This window comes from Drancourtella sp. An57 (assembly GCF_002161525.1).
Taxonomy (GTDB): domain Bacteria; phylum Bacillota; class Clostridia; order Lachnospirales; family Lachnospiraceae; genus Sellimonas; species Sellimonas catena.
This window is the reverse complement of sequence record NZ_NFHY01000002.1, coordinates 201,501-215,768: the sequence shown is the minus strand read 5'-3', so window position 1 is coordinate 215,768 and position 14,268 is coordinate 201,501. Positions and strand designations below refer to the sequence as shown.

15 protein-coding genes are annotated in these 14,268 nt (G+C 46.6%); 14 read left to right on the top strand and 1 reads right to left on the bottom strand.

Going from position 1 to position 14,268, the window contains the following annotated elements; all coding sequences use genetic code 11:
- The first annotated feature begins 11 nt into the window (after positions 1–11).
- From B5G11_RS02595 to B5G11_RS02565, 7 genes are all read left to right on the top strand, one after another.
- The gene (locus tag B5G11_RS02595; RefSeq protein ID WP_087169212.1) at positions 12–677 is read left to right on the top strand and encodes a UDP-N-acetylglucosamine pyrophosphorylase; all 666 of its coding nucleotides are present in this window, start codon (positions 12–14) and stop codon (positions 675–677) included.
- A 110-nt stretch (positions 678–787) separates the two neighbouring features.
- Positions 788–1,261 (top strand): methylglyoxal synthase, encoded by a 474-nt coding sequence (locus B5G11_RS02590; RefSeq protein WP_087169211.1) that lies wholly within the window; start codon positions 788–790, stop codon positions 1,259–1,261.
- Between the two features lie 180 nt (positions 1,262–1,441).
- Positions 1,442–2,503 (top strand): recombinase RecA, encoded by a 1,062-nt coding sequence (recA, locus tag B5G11_RS02585; protein ID WP_087169210.1) that lies wholly within the window; start codon positions 1,442–1,444, stop codon positions 2,501–2,503.
- A 3-nt stretch (positions 2,504–2,506) separates the two neighbouring features.
- Complete coding sequence (locus B5G11_RS02580; protein ID WP_087252063.1) at positions 2,507–3,121, top strand: regulatory protein RecX; 615 nt, start codon at positions 2,507–2,509, stop codon at positions 3,119–3,121.
- A 151-nt stretch (positions 3,122–3,272) separates the two neighbouring features.
- Positions 3,273–4,826: a ribonuclease Y gene (rny, locus tag B5G11_RS02575; RefSeq protein ID WP_087169208.1), complete on the top strand. Its 1,554-nt coding sequence runs from the start codon at positions 3,273–3,275 to the stop codon at positions 4,824–4,826.
- An 87-nt stretch (positions 4,827–4,913) separates the two neighbouring features.
- Positions 4,914–5,453, top strand: coding sequence for an NUDIX hydrolase (locus B5G11_RS02570; RefSeq protein WP_087169207.1), 540 nt, complete (start codon positions 4,914–4,916; stop codon positions 5,451–5,453).
- 114 nt (positions 5,454–5,567) lie between these two features.
- The gene (locus tag B5G11_RS02565) at positions 5,568–6,107 is read left to right on the top strand and encodes a hypothetical protein (RefSeq protein ID WP_087252062.1); all 540 of its coding nucleotides are present in this window, start codon (positions 5,568–5,570) and stop codon (positions 6,105–6,107) included.
- Positions 6,108–6,201: 94 nt separating this feature from the next.
- On the opposite strand, the gene B5G11_RS02560 is transcribed toward B5G11_RS02565, so the two are convergent.
- Positions 6,202–7,536 (bottom strand): polysaccharide biosynthesis protein, encoded by a 1,335-nt coding sequence (locus B5G11_RS02560; protein WP_087252061.1) that lies wholly within the window; start codon positions 7,534–7,536, stop codon positions 6,202–6,204.
- Positions 7,537–7,659: 123 nt separating this feature from the next.
- Here B5G11_RS02560 and B5G11_RS02555 point away from each other — a divergent pair, with 123 nt between their 5' ends.
- From B5G11_RS02555 to B5G11_RS16625, 7 genes are all read left to right on the top strand, one after another.
- Positions 7,660–8,163 carry an Rrf2 family transcriptional regulator gene (locus B5G11_RS02555; RefSeq protein ID WP_087252060.1) on the top strand — a complete coding sequence of 168 codons (504 nt, stop codon included), beginning with the start codon at positions 7,660–7,662 and terminating at the stop codon, positions 8,161–8,163.
- The gene (nifS, locus tag B5G11_RS02550; protein WP_087252059.1) at positions 8,156–9,340 is read left to right on the top strand and encodes a cysteine desulfurase NifS; all 1,185 of its coding nucleotides are present in this window, start codon (positions 8,156–8,158) and stop codon (positions 9,338–9,340) included. Before B5G11_RS02555 ends, nifS begins: the two co-directional genes overlap by 8 nt.
- Positions 9,341–9,371: 31 nt before the next feature.
- The gene (nifU, locus tag B5G11_RS02545) at positions 9,372–9,815 is read left to right on the top strand and encodes a Fe-S cluster assembly scaffold protein NifU (protein ID WP_087169202.1); all 444 of its coding nucleotides are present in this window, start codon (positions 9,372–9,374) and stop codon (positions 9,813–9,815) included.
- A 21-nt stretch (positions 9,816–9,836) separates the two neighbouring features.
- The gene (gene mnmA, locus B5G11_RS02540) at positions 9,837–10,889 is read left to right on the top strand and encodes a tRNA 2-thiouridine(34) synthase MnmA (protein ID WP_087252058.1); all 1,053 of its coding nucleotides are present in this window, start codon (positions 9,837–9,839) and stop codon (positions 10,887–10,889) included.
- 17 nt (positions 10,890–10,906) lie between these two features.
- Positions 10,907–11,713: a histidinol-phosphatase HisJ family protein gene (locus B5G11_RS02535; RefSeq protein ID WP_087169200.1), complete on the top strand. Its 807-nt coding sequence runs from the start codon at positions 10,907–10,909 to the stop codon at positions 11,711–11,713.
- Between the two features lie 208 nt (positions 11,714–11,921).
- Positions 11,922–12,935 (top strand): type I glyceraldehyde-3-phosphate dehydrogenase, encoded by a 1,014-nt coding sequence (gene gap, locus B5G11_RS02530; protein WP_087169199.1) that lies wholly within the window; start codon positions 11,922–11,924, stop codon positions 12,933–12,935.
- Positions 12,936–13,055: 120 nt separating this feature from the next.
- Positions 13,056–14,249, top strand: coding sequence for a phosphoglycerate kinase (locus B5G11_RS16625; RefSeq protein ID WP_087252057.1), 1,194 nt, complete (start codon positions 13,056–13,058; stop codon positions 14,247–14,249).
- Positions 14,250–14,268 lie beyond the last annotated feature (19 nt).

Below are 14,268 nucleotides of genomic sequence, written 5' to 3'. Positions count from 1 at the left end.
GGAGGAACAATATGAAAGAATTAACAGTACAGGAGCTTTATGATCTCAACGAGACGATCGCAGGAGAACTTTTTGAGGGAGTGACCTATCCGTGGGAAGTCCTTCCGAAAATCGGGGAATTTATTGTAAAACTTGGAAACACATTGCCGGAGGACGAGTATGAAAAGAAAGGCGAGAACATCTGGATTGCAAAGTCTGCAAAGGTGGCTCCAAGTGCATACATTAACGGTCCGGCAATCATCGGCAAAGACGCTGAGATCCGGCACTGTGCATTTATCCGTGGAAACGCGCTGGTAGGAGAAGGTGCAGTAGTCGGGAATTCTACAGAACTGAAAAATGTTGTGTTATTCAACAAGGTTCAGGTGCCTCATTACAATTATGTCGGCGACTCTGTCCTTGGATTCAAGTCCCATATGGGTGCCGGCTCCATCACATCCAATGTGAAATCTGACAAGACACTTGCAACAGTCAGTACACCGGAGGGTAAAATCGAGACCGGACTGAAAAAGTTCGGCGCCATGCTCGGAGACAATGTGGAGGTAGGATGCGGCAGTGTCCTGAATCCGGGGACGGTTGTAGGAAGAAATACAAATATTTACCCGCTTTCCATGGTGAGGGGTTATGTGCCGGCCGGAAGTATTTACAAAAAACAGGGCGAAGTTGTAGAAAAACAGTAGTAACCTGTGAAATTTTACTGTGAGAATCCGGAGAAATATTGTATAATAAAAGAGAAATTCGTTGACGGGACAAAGAAGGAATGACGGATCGGGAAAGGAGACGAAACACAATGGGAAAGCAGTATGTAGATTTTGAAATTGGAAAGCAGAAACATATCGCACTGGTGGCGCATGATGGAAAGAAAAAAGAAATGGTGGACTGGTGCGATAAGAATAAAGATATTCTGAAAAATCACTTTCTTTGCGGTACCGGGACGACAGCCAGACTGATCGCGGAAAAAACGGGGCTTCCGGTGCGCGCGTACAACAGCGGTCCCCTCGGAGGGGATCAGCAGATTGGAGCAAAGATCGTAGAAGGTGGCATTGACTTTATGATCTTTTTGTGGGATCCGCTGGAAGCACAGCCGCATGATCCGGATGTCAAGGCGCTTCTTCGAATTGCGGTCGTATATGATATTCCGGTAGCCAATAATCTTGCTACTGCGGATTTCATGCTTACATCCCGGTATATGAATCAAACATACTCCAGAAAAGTTCTGAATTTCTCCGCGGAAGTAGAGGAGAGAGTCAGACAGATGAAATAGGAATATGATCTGTTTTTATGAAAGGCCTGCCGCAGCCGGACTGTGGCGGGCATTCTGTCTTGTTTCCGGTCCGGGCATTTCTGCCAAAACTCAAAAATCAGCTTGACAACAAAATAAGAATCGGTTACTATTAAAATCACAGGCGAACATTTGTTCGGATTCAAAAAAGGAGATCAGAGTATGACAAATAATGAAGATAAAAAGAAGGCCCTTGAGGCCGCGATAGCCAAACTGGAAAAGGATTTTGGAAAAGGAACGGTGATGCGTCTCGGAGATCCGAAGGCACAGGTGGCAGTTGAGACCGTTCCGACAGGAGCGCTGAGTCTGGATATCGCCCTTGGACTCGGCGGCGTTCCAAAGGGGCGTATTGTAGAGATTTACGGACCGGAGTCAAGCGGTAAGACGACAGTTGCCCTTCACATGATTGCAGAGGTGCAGAAAAGAGGGGGAATTGCAGGATTTATCGATGCGGAGCATGCGCTGGATCCGGTTTATGCGGGGAATATCGGCGTGGATATCAATGAGCTTTACATTTCCCAGCCGGACAGCGGAGACCAGGCGCTTGAGATTACGGAGACGATGGTCAGATCCGGGGCAATGGATATTGTTGTCATTGACTCGGTAGCGGCTCTTGTTCCAAAGCAGGAGATTGAGGGAGATATGGGAGACAGCCATGTCGGACTTCAGGCACGACTGATGTCCCAGGCGCTCAGAAAGCTTACTCCTGTCATCAGCAAGTCAAACTGCGTTGTGATTTTCATCAATCAGCTCCGTGAGAAGGTCGGTGTCATGTTCGGCAACCCGGAGACGACTACAGGAGGACGTGCGCTGAAATTCTATTCCTCGATCCGTCTCGACATCAGACGGACAGAGACCCTCAAGCAGGGCGGAGAGATGGTCGGAAACCATGTCAGAGTCAAAGTTGTAAAGAATAAGATTGCGCCTCCGTTTAAAGAGGCGGAGTTCGATATCATGTTCGGAAAAGGCATTTCCAGAGAGGGAGATGTGCTGGATCTGGCAGCAGGCCTGGATATCGTCAATAAGAGCGGAGCATGGTATGCATATGAGGGAAACAAGATCGGTCAGGGCCGTGAGAATGCGAAGGGCTATTTAAGAGAGCATCCGGAAGTGATGGATGAGATTGAAGCGAAAGTACGCGCTCATTATGGACTGGACGGCAGTGCAGGACAGGGGCAGGAAGCTGCGGATAACGGCAGCAAAGAGGCCGAAAGCGAAGAATAAGCGATGAGACAGGTTGGGATTGAGCCGGTTACAAAGACAAAATTTCGGATTTATCTGGACGGACAGTTCGCTTTTGTATTATACAAAAGCGAACTGTCCTCCTGCCATCTGAAAGACGGGGAAACTGTGACAGAGGATCAGATAGAAACGATATTATCGGAGATTGTACTGAAGAGGGCAAAGCGCAAGGCAATGTCTCTTCTTCAAAGTATGGACAGGACCGAGAGCGAACTGCGGGACCGTCTTCTGCGCCAGGATTTTCCGGAGGAAACAGTGGATCAGGCTGTCCGCTATGTAAAGTCATTCGGCTATGTGGATGACAGAAGATATGCGGAGAGTTTTATTCTTTCCAGAAAAGGACGCAAAAGCAGACGGGAAATCTATGCAGAGCTTTCCGGAAAGAAAATAGATGGAGAGATTGTAGACGAAATGATGGAGAGGTGCTATGAGGAGAGCGATTCCGGCGAGGCGCTCCGCCACCTTCTGAGAAAAAAACATTATGACCCTTCCCGCGCCTCTGTGGAGGAAAAACAGAAACTGTATGCCTATCTTGCAAGAAAAGGATTTTCCTACGGAGAGATTAAAAAAGCGCTGAATCTGGAATTTCCGGAAGATTAGCCGGGAATGCCGGAAAAGCCGAAAGATTTTCCGGTGCGGAATTCCGCGATTTCAACGAAAGGAAAGAGTCTGTGCTTGACATATTTGTTAAAACAGTATAAAATTTAAGTGTTGTAATTGTACAATGAAAATTAAATAAGGAGGTGCTCCTGTGCAAATTTTCTATATTATCGTTGCAGTAGTGATTACGCTTGTCGTAACAGCAGCAGTTACTTACAATGTGACGGTTTCGAACTTGAAAAAAAATGCGGAATCCAAAATTGGAAATGCAGAGAGTAAAGCCAGAGAAATCATAGACGATGCACTGAAAAAAGCTGAGACGACGAAAAAGGAAGCCCTTCTGGAAGTGAAAGAGGAATCGATCAAGACCAAAAACGAACTGGAAAAAGAGACAAAGGAACGCAGGGCAGAGCTTCAGCGTTATGAAAAACGCGTCCTTGCAAAGGAAGAAGCGGTAGACAAGCGTTCTGACGCGGTCGAACATCGGGAAATGAATCTTGCAGCGAAGGAAGAGCAGATCAAAGAGCGTGAAGCGAAAGCGGACGAGTTAAACAGACAAAGAGTACAGGAACTGGAAAGAATCTCAGGACTAACCTCCGAACAGGCAAAAGAATATCTGTTAAAAACTGTTGAAGACGATGTGAAGCATGATTCAGCCAGAATGATCAAAGAGCTGGAAAATCAGGCCAAGGAAGAAGCAGGAAAGAAAGCGAAAGAGTACGTAGTCAATGCGATTCAGCGGTGCGCTGCGGATCACGTGGCAGAGACGACGATTTCGGTAGTCCAGCTTCCGAGTGATGAAATGAAGGGACGTATCATTGGACGAGAGGGAAGAAATATTCGTACACTTGAGACACTGACTGGTGTCGAACTGATTATTGATGATACACCGGAAGCAGTCGTACTTTCCGGCTTCGATCCGATCCGGCGTGAAGTCGCAAGGATTGCACTGGAAAAGCTGATTGTAGACGGACGGATTCATCCGGCCAGAATTGAAGAGATGGTTGAAAAGGCACAGAAAGAAGTGGAGTCCATGATCCGGGAAGAAGGAGAAGCTGCTGCGCTGGAAGTCGGCGTACACGGTATCCATCCGGAACTGATCCGTCTGCTTGGACGTATGAAATTCCGTACAAGCTATGGACAGAATGCGCTGAAACACTCTATCGAAGTGGCACAGCTTGCAGGACTTCTTGCAGGAGAAATCGGACTGGATGTCCGTGTGGCAAAGAGAGCCGGACTTCTGCATGACATTGGAAAGTCTATCGATCACGATGTGGAAGGATCACATATTCAGATCGGTGTGGATCTGTGCAGAAAATATAAAGAATCAGCAGTTGTTATCAATGCGGTAGAGGCACATCACGGAGATGTGGAACCGCAGTCACTGGTTGCATGTGTTGTACAGGCGGCTGACACGATTTCAGCAGCCCGTCCGGGTGCAAGACGTGAAACATTGGAAACATATACAAACAGGTTAAAACAGTTGGAAGATATCGCAAACCAGTTTAAAGGTGTCGATAAATCTTTTGCTATTCAGGCGGGAAGAGAGATTCGCGTTATGGTAGTTCCAGAACAAATATCAGACGATGATATGGTATTACTGGCGAGAGAGATTTCAAAACAGATTGAGTTCGAACTGGAATATCCGGGCCAGATTAAGGTAAATGTAATCCGGGAGTCAAGAGTCACGGATTATGCAAAATAGATATTAGAGTCGATAATGTAAACGTAAGAATCCCTGATTTACTGAAAAGTAGGTCAGGGATTCTTTTATCATGAGGAGGCGGTAATGATGAGTGAGAATATCAGACGTGTGGGAAGAGAACTGAAATATAAAGGAGCAATTCTGGATGTATATACCGATCATATGGAATTTGCAAATGGAAATACAGCAGAGTGGGATTTCATCAAGCACAAAGGGGCTGCCGCAGTTGTTCCGGTTACAGAGGACGGGAAACTGGTCATGGTGCGGCAGTACCGGAATGCACTGGACCGCTATACGCTGGAAATTCCGGCGGGGGCACTGGACTATGCGGAAGAGCCGGGAATTGTCTGCGCGGGAAGAGAACTGGAGGAAGAGACCGGATATCGGTGCGACAGCCTGGAGTGGCTGATCAATATCCGCACAACGGTCGCATTCTGCAACGAGAAGATCGAGGTATTTGTCGCCCGGCATCTGATTCCGTCCCACCAGCACCTTGATGAAGACGAATATATTGAACTGGAAACATATACAGTGGAAGAACTGAAAGAAAAGATTTTTAGAGGCGAGATCGAGGACTCCAAGACAATTGCGTCGATTCTGGCCTACGATGCCAAATACTGCCGTTAAAATTCTTCGTGCAAAATCTGACTTCTGACAGGAACCGGATGCGAACGAATTTGTGAATACAGAAAGGGACAGCCGAATATGTATTAGTATCTGTTTGATGAGGAGGCTTGTCTTGTGAGAATAGAAAGAGCAAAGCAGTATTTTGCAGCAGCATTTATGGCAGGGTTTATCGGAGGAATCTTATTTGCCAATCTGACAGTGAAAGATTACGTGACCACATCAGGTATCTTCAACCCGTATTTTCTAAAACAGTATGCGCAATCGGAAATTGAAGCAGGAGAATATATCCTGTACTTGTGTGGTATCCGCCTTATCCCGCTGCTTCTGATCGTGTTTTTGGGACAGACCAGGGTCAGAAGGATTGCCACCATTGCAGTATTTGTCTGGGCCGGTTTTTCGACCGGAACAATTGTGTGTGCGGGGATTCTGAATATGGGAATTCAGGGTATTGTGTTCTGGATGATTGCGATGGTGCCGCAGTTCCTTTTTTACGCACTGGCCTATCTGATTGTTCTGTGGCATTTTTTCATTTTTCCGCAGGCCAGATGGAATATGGGAAAGACCTTCGCGGTACTTGTTTTTATGACGGCAGGACTGATTACGGAAGCGTATGTCAATCCGATTTTGATGCAGATGTTTCTGGATACATTGTAAAAAGACAGAAGAAAAATAAAGAAGACAGCTTAAGTTCCCGGGAAAAGGAATTTAAGCTGTCTTTTTGATGTACAAAATTATTTTACCTGCCGGTTCATGTGCGCTGTACGGTACGGAAGAGTACCCGGACAGATGCCAGGAATACGAAAATCTGGCTTGAGAGGAGACCGGTCAGATATCCGCTGATTCCGGTCTGTGGGATCAGAAAGAAGACACCGGCAATCCGGATGCACAGGCCGGTAAAATTAATCAGAAAGGCCAGACCGGTATGTCCTAGCCCGTTCAGCATACTGATGTAGGTCGAATTTGTATAGAGAAACGGGCAGATAAAAGCCAGCACCCGTATGTAGGAGGCGGCCTTCGGACTTTGAAAGACAAAGGAGCCGAGAAAGTCCGCGGTCAGAAGAAAGCCGCAGGTACAGAAAAAGCCAAGCAGAAGGCAGGAGATACTTACCTTCCGGATCAGCTGCCTCAGAGTCCGGTTCTGGCTTGCCGCCTGAATCTCGGCCACAGTGGGGAGCATCATCATGGAGATGGAATTGGTGATGGCAGACGGAAATAAAATACAGGGCATGGCAATCCCGTTCAGGATTCCGTAATGGCTCAGGGCGGCGGAGCGGGAGAACCCGTAAAGCATAAGGCACTTTGGAATGGAAACGACCTCGATGCTCTGAAGGATATTCAAAGAAATCCGGTTGGCCGTGATAGGTACGGCATGTTTTAAAATATCTCCAAGACACCCGGCATAACAGGAAACACTGCATTTCTGTGCAGCCTTTTTTGTATAAAGAATCCGCCGGACGGCAAAAATGCTGTAGAAGGCACCTGTAATTTCTCCAATGACCAGTCCGCAGACGGCAAGGATGATTCCGGCCTGCCCGGATTCCTGTATGGCGGCGGTATAGAGGAGGTAGACGCCGAGGACACGGGTGCATTGTTCAGCGAGCTGTGAAATGCCGGGAATCCGTGTCTGCTTGAGCCCGAGGGAGTATCCGCAGATGCAGGAATGGACACTGGCAAAAGGGAGCGCGTAGGACATGACTTTTAAAAGCGGTTCACAGCGTACATCGCCTAAAGCCGAAACTGCAATATCATGCGCGAAAATCTGGATGAGCGCAGTACAGATCAAAGACATGCCGGCAGACAGAAGAAGAGCCATCTGGAAGGATACCTTTGCAAGTTCCGGTCTGCCAAGAGAAGTGTACCGGGCGGTCAGACGGGAGAGGGAGGTTTCGATTCCGGCGGCCGACAAAGAGATACAAAGTGCAAAGACAGGAAAAATCAGATGATAGATACCGATTCCTTCTGTGCCAAACGCACGGCTTAAAAAAATACGGAAGAAAAATCCGATCACACGCGTGACCAGACCGACAAAAGTCAGCATAAAGGCTCCTTTTAAAAAGATTTTTTTTCGGGTGGAAAGATGCATAAGATACCTGACTTTGTTTTTACTAGTATGATATTCCGGAATATGGGTTGACAGAACCAGATCCGGATGCTATCCTACAAAAGGAAACCCTAGTAAAAAAGTAGGATTAAAAGAGGTGACAGTGTGAAATTATCAACTAAGGGAAGATATGGGCTGCGGGCGATGATCGATCTTGCAGAATTTTCAGAGGCGGAGCCTGTCTCGATCGCCAGTATTTCACAGCGTCAGGGAATTTCAGAACGATATCTGGAACAGTTGATGGCAAAGCTGAAAAAAGCGGGGCTTGTGGAGAGCATCCGGGGCGCCGGAGGAGGATATATCATCCATGGAGATGCCGGAAAGATCTCGGTTGGAGACATTCTGCGGGCGCTGGAGGGAAGCCTTGAGGCAGTGACCTGCGCCGCTTTTCATGCGGACGAGTCCTGCCAGGCTCAGGATATCTGTGCCACAAAATATGTCTGGCAGAAGATCAACGAAAGCATCCGCACGACAGTAGACGGCATTTATCTGGATCAGCTTGCAGAAGAAAGCAGAAAAAATAAAGCCCGTTGCCGGAAGGAGATTCAGCCGGAGGCACTGTGCGGAAGTTCCAGAAAAGAGAAGAGAAAGGAAGAAGACAATGAGTAAATTGATCTATTTAGATAATGCGGCGACGACAAAGACGGCGCCGGAAGTTGTGGAAGCAATGCTCCCGTATTTTTCAGAATATTACGGAAACCCGTCCAGCGTATACAGTTTTGCGGCAAAGAGTAAAGAGGCAGTGACAAAGCAGAGAGAGATCATTGCGGATGCCATCGGAGCCAAGGCAAATGAGATCTACTTTACAGCCGGCGGAACGGAGAGCGACAACTGGGCAATCAAGGCTGCGGCAGAGGCATATGAGTCAAAAGGAAAGCATATTATCACATCCAAAATTGAGCATCATGCAGTGCTTCATACATGTGAATATCTGGAAAAGCATGGATTTGAAGTGACATACCTGAACGTGGATGAAAACGGAGTGGTAGATCTGGAAGAGCTGAAAAAAGCCATCCGTCCGGATACGATTCTGATCTCCATCATGTTTGCGAACAATGAGATCGGAACGATCGAACCGGTCAGAGAGATCGGAGCGATTGCAAAGGAACACGGAATTTTATTCCATACCGATGCAGTGCAGGCGTTTGGACAGATTCCGATACAGGTAGACGACCTGAATATCGACATGTTAAGCGCAAGCGGACACAAGCTCAATGGACCGAAAGGGATCGGATTTTTATATATCCGTAAAGGACTCCGTCTGAAAAACTTCATCCATGGCGGAGCACAGGAGAGAAAACGCCGTGCCGGAACCGAAAATGTTCCCGGGATTGTCGGACTTGGAACTGCAGTGGAGCGGGCTGTCCGTACGATGGAAGAGAGAACATCCAAAGAGAAAGAAGTCCGGGATTATCTGATTGACCGTGTACTCAAAGAAATTCCGTATACGAAGTTAAACGGACATCCGGCAGACCGGCTTCCAAACAATGCAAACTTCAGCTTCCGCTTTATCGAAGGCGAGTCCATGCTGTTAAGCCTTGATATGGCAGGTATCTGCGGCTCCAGCGGTTCTGCGTGCACATCCGGCTCTCTGGACCCGTCCCATGTGCTGCTCGCCATTGGACTTCCGCACGAGATTGCACACGGTTCACTGAGACTGACATTAAACGAGGAAATTACAAAAGAAGACATAGACTACGTGGTGGAGAATCTGAAACAGATCATTGAAAATCTCAGAAACATGTCTCCGCTTTACGAAGATTTTATAAAGAAACAGGCGAAATAAAAAAGAACGGATTGAACTTAGGAGGAAACATATGTATTCAGAAAAAGTAATGGATCATTTTCAGCATCCAAGAAACATGGGAGAAATTGAAGGGGCAAGCGGCGTCGGAACAGTCGGAAACGCAAAATGCGGGGATATCATGAGAATCTATCTGGACATCGATGAAAACCAGATCATCCGGGACGTGAAATTTAAGACTTTTGGATGCGGCGCGGCTGTCGCGACAAGCAGCATGGCAACGGAACTTGTAAAAGGGAAAAACATTCAGGAAGCAATGCAGGTGACAAACAAAGCCGTGATGGAGGCTCTGGACGGACTGCCGCCGGTTAAAGTGCACTGCTCTCTTCTGGCGGAGGAAGCGATCCACGCAGCACTGTGGGATTACGCACAGAAAAACGGTATTGAGATCGAAGGTCTCGAAAAGCCAAAGTCCGATATTCATGAAGGTGAAGAAGAGGAAGAAGAGGAATATTAAAACAGATTTGAGGAAGAAAGCATGAAAAAAGAAAAAATCGTCATCGGCATGTCCGGGGGAGTCGATTCTTCCGCAGCGGCATATCTGCTGAAAGAGGAAGGATACGATGTAACCGGCGTGACAATGATCACGTGCGATGAAGCGCAGTGCGGACAGGATCCGTCCAAAGATGCCAAAAAGGTAGCAGACGAGATCGGGATTCCGCATTACACGGTGGACTTCAGGAATCAGTTCAAGTCCAATGTCATGGACTATTTCTGTAGAGAATATCTGGAAGGCCGGACGCCGAATCCGTGTGTTGTCTGCAACCGGTTTGTGAAGTGGGAGGCCCTTCTCGGATGGGCGAAAGAAATCGGGGCAGACCTGATTGCCACCGGGCATTATGCGAATATTGTGAAGCTTCCAAACGGACGTTACGCAGTGGCAAATGCGGACGTTTCCAGAAAAGACCAGACGTATGCGCTTTACAACCTGACACAGGAGCAGCTGGCACACACCCGGATGCCGGTCGGAAAGTATGAAAAGGATACGATCCGTGAAATTGCGGCAAAAGCAGGAATTTCCGTGGCACAGAAAGCGGACAGCCAGGATATCTGTTTCATTCCGGATGGAGACTATGCATCCTTTATCAAAAGCCATACCGGGCAGGAACCAAAAGAGGGAAATTTTGTCGATGTAAACGGCAACATTCTCGGGAAGCACAAAGGAATTATCCATTACACGGTAGGACAGAGAAAAGGACTTGGAGTGGCCCTTGGTTATCCGGTTTTTGTCCTTGCGATCCGTCCGGAGACAAACGAAGTGGTACTTGGAAATGATGAAGAGTCACTGAAACGGGAAGTGAAGGCACAACTGCTCAATCCAATGGGAGCGGCAGACTTTAAGGAACTGGAAGGAAAGAGGATCTTCGCCAAAATCCGTTACAACCACCGGGGTGGCTGGTGTACGCTCCAGAAGACAGGGGATGACGAAATCACCTGTACATTTGAAGAACCTCAGCGGGCGGTGACACCGGGACAGGCACTGGTTCTCTACAGTGACGGCTATATTCTTGGCGGAGGACGTATCATCTGATACGGGAAGGAGAAAGTATGATCACAGCAGATTATCACATGCACACGAATTTTTCATCGGATTCGGACGCATCTCCGGAATCGATGGCGCTTGGCGCAGTCAGAAAAGGATTAAAACAGATCTGTATTACAGACCATCAGGACTGGGATTATCCGGAAGACGACCAGCAGTTCCGGATTGACATGGACCGCTATATACCGGCAATCCAGGAGTTAAAAGAGAAATTCAAAGATCAGATTTCCGTCGGACTTGGGGTGGAAATCGGATTTCAGCAGCATCTGGGAGAATACTATCGGAATTTTACAGCCTCCTATCCCTTTGACTTTGTGATCGGAAGCACACATGTTGTGGAGGGGAGAGATCCGTATAACCGGGTACTGTTCGCAACCCGTTCAGACGCGGAAGTATATGAAAAATCATTTGTAGAGACATGGGAAAACATCCGGATCATACAGGATTTCGATGTGCTCGGCCATATGGACTATATCGTGCGGTACGGCAGAAACCAGGCAAGAGATTACAACTGGAAAAACTATTCAGACCTGATTGATGAAATCCTGCGATGGCTGATTGAACACGGAAAGGGAATCGAGATGAACATGGCAGGCTTTAAGTACAAACTTGGATTCTGTCATCCGTACCCGGAGATTATCAGGCGTTACAGAGAGCTTGGCGGAGAGATCATCACAGTGGGATCTGATGCCCATCAGCCGGATCACATCGCATACCAGTACGAGGATGCCGGAAGGATTCTGGAGGAATGCGGATTCCGGTATTATACAATATTTATAGACAGAAAGCCGAAATTTTTGAAAATCATTTAAAATGTCTATCGAATATAAACAAAATTCTTGCAGGGCAGGAATCGATATAAGAGAAATGGCAAAAACTTGGATAAAAATATGTAAAGATACTTGAATTCCTGTCTTTTTTTTAGTACAATCAGTATGGTTGATGAATCTTTAACAAGGAAGAATCACCATCTGCATCATGCAGAACAGAAACTAAATTAAACTTTAGGAGGAATTAATCATGGCAGTAAAAGTAGCGATTAATGGTTTTGGACGTATCGGACGTCTTGCATTCAGACAAATGTTCGGAGCAGAAGGATATGAGATTGTTGCAATCAACGACCTCACATCTCCGAAAATGCTTGCTCACTTATTAAAATATGACTCAACACAGGGAAAATACGCATTAGCAGATAAGGTTACAGCAGGCGAAGATTCCATCACAGTTGACGGACAGGAAATCAAAATCTATGCAAAAGCTAACGCTGAAGAACTTCCATGGGGAGAGATCGGAGTAGATGTAGTTCTTGAATGTACAGGTTTCTATACATCCAAAGAAAAAGCTTCCGCTCACATCAAGGCGGGTGCTAAGAAAGTTGTTATTTCCGCACCGGCAGGAAATGATCTTCCTACCATCGTTTACAATGTAAACCACGACAAACTTACAAAGGATGACAACATCATCTCCGCAGCATCCTGTACAACAAACTGCTTGGCTCCTATGGCTAAAGCACTGAACGATCTTGCACCGATCAAATCCGGTATCATGTGCACAATCCACGCTTACACAGGCGACCAGATGACACTTGACGGACCGCAGAGAAAAGGTGACTTAAGAAGATCCCGTGCAGCAGCATGCAACATCGTACCAAACTCTACAGGAGCAGCAAAAGCCATTGGATTAGTTATTCCTGAATTGAACGGTAAATTAATCGGATCCGCTCAGCGTGTACCAACACCTACAGGATCTACAACAATCTTAACAGCTGTTGTTGAAGGAAATGTTACAAAAGAACAGATCAACGAAGCTATGAAAGCAGCATCCAACGAATCTTACGGATACAACGAAGACGAAATCGTATCCAGCGATATCGTAGGAATGACATATGGTTCCTTATTCGATGCTACTCAGACAATGGTATTACCATTAGATAACGGAACAACAGAAGTTCAGGTTGTTTCCTGGTATGACAACGAAAATTCTTACACAAGCCAGATGGTAAGAACAATCAAACATTTCGGAACATTATTATAATTTCTGATATTCCGAATCATAAGCGGGGCAGGCTATCCTGCCGGAATAAGACTCAACGCAGGGTCCGGTCTTTTATGGGACCGGACCCTTTTTGTCAGAATAATAAGGAGGCAAAAAACAATGCTTAACAAAAAATCCGTAGATGATATCAATGTAAAAGGGAAAAGAGTCCTTGTAAGATGCGATTTCAACGTACCGTTGATCGACGGCAAAATCACAGATGAAAACCGTCTTGTTGCAGCACTTCCGACCATTAAAAAGCTCATCGCCGACGGCGGAAAAGTGATTCTCTGCTCCCACCTTGGAAAACCGAAAGGAGAACCGAAACCGGAATTATCTCTGGCACCGGTTGCTGTAAGACTTTCTGAATTACTTGGACAGGAAGTGAAATTTGCAGCAGATCCGGAAGTAGTAGGACCAAACGCAAAGGCTGCAGTAGAAGCAATGAATGACGGAGATGTAATTCTTCTTGAAAATACACGTTACCGCGCAGAAGAGACAAAGAATGAAGATAAATTCAGCCAGGAGCTTGCTTCTCTCTGCGATGTATTCGTAAACGATGCGTTCGGTACTGCTCACAGAGCGCACTGCTCCAATGTAGGTGTGACAAAATATGTAGATACAGCTGTTGTAGGATATCTGATGCAGAAAGAGATCGATTTCCTCGGAAACGCAGTAGAACATCCGGAAAGACCGTTCGTTGCAATCCTTGGCGGAGCAAAAGTTTCCAGCAAGATTTCTGTAATCGAAAGACTGCTTGACAAAGTGGATACTCTGATCATCGGAGGCGGAATGGCCTATACATTTGCAAAAGCACAGGGCGGAAAGATCGGTATCTCCCTTTGCGAGGATGATTATCTGGAGTATGCATTAAACATGATTAAAAAAGCAGAAGAAAAAGGTGTCAAGCTTCTTCTTCCGATTGATAATATTATTGGTGATCAGTTCTCAAATGATGCAAACACCCAGATTGTAAAAACTGGAGAAATTCCGGACGGATGGGAAGGAATGGACATCGGACCTGAGACTGAGAAAATCTTTGCCGAGGCTGTAAAAGATGCGAAGACAGTTGTATGGAACGGACCGATGGGATGTTTTGAAATGCCGAAATTTGCTCATGGAACAAAGGCAGTGGCAGAAGCACTTGCAAATACAGAAGCTGTAACAATCATCGGAGGAGGAGACTCCGCAGCAGCTGTCAACCAGCTTGGATACGGAGATAAGATGACACATATCTCTACAGGCGGCGGTGCATCTCTGGAATTCCTTGAAGGAAAAGAATTACCGGGCGTAGCAGCAGCGAACGATAAGTAGAACACAGAAAAGAGGGTAA

Bases quoted from the DNA above. Each gene is read 5' to 3' on its own strand.
- nifS (WP_087252059.1), top strand. From the start codon at position 8,156: ATGAGTAAATTGATCTATTTAGATAATGCGGCGACGACAAAGACGGCG.
- B5G11_RS02580 (WP_087252063.1), top strand. From the start codon at position 2,507: ATGAGACAGGTTGGGATTGAGCCGGTTACAAAGACAAAATTTCGGATT.
- mnmA (WP_087252058.1), top strand. From the start codon at position 9,837: ATGAAAAAAGAAAAAATCGTCATCGGCATGTCCGGGGGAGTCGATTCT.
- B5G11_RS02590 (WP_087169211.1), top strand. From the start codon at position 788: ATGGGAAAGCAGTATGTAGATTTTGAAATTGGAAAGCAGAAACATATC.
- B5G11_RS02595 (WP_087169212.1), top strand. From the start codon at position 12: ATGAAAGAATTAACAGTACAGGAGCTTTATGATCTCAACGAGACGATC.
- B5G11_RS02570 (WP_087169207.1), top strand. From the start codon at position 4,914: ATGAGTGAGAATATCAGACGTGTGGGAAGAGAACTGAAATATAAAGGA.
- B5G11_RS02560 (WP_087252061.1), bottom strand. From the start codon at position 7,536: ATGCATCTTTCCACCCGAAAAAAAATCTTTTTAAAAGGAGCCTTTATG.
- B5G11_RS02535 (WP_087169200.1), top strand. From the start codon at position 10,907: ATGATCACAGCAGATTATCACATGCACACGAATTTTTCATCGGATTCG.
- B5G11_RS16625 (WP_087252057.1), top strand. From the start codon at position 13,056: ATGCTTAACAAAAAATCCGTAGATGATATCAATGTAAAAGGGAAAAGA.
- nifU (WP_087169202.1), top strand. From the start codon at position 9,372: ATGTATTCAGAAAAAGTAATGGATCATTTTCAGCATCCAAGAAACATG.
- recA (WP_087169210.1), top strand. From the start codon at position 1,442: ATGACAAATAATGAAGATAAAAAGAAGGCCCTTGAGGCCGCGATAGCC.
- gap (WP_087169199.1), top strand. From the start codon at position 11,922: ATGGCAGTAAAAGTAGCGATTAATGGTTTTGGACGTATCGGACGTCTT.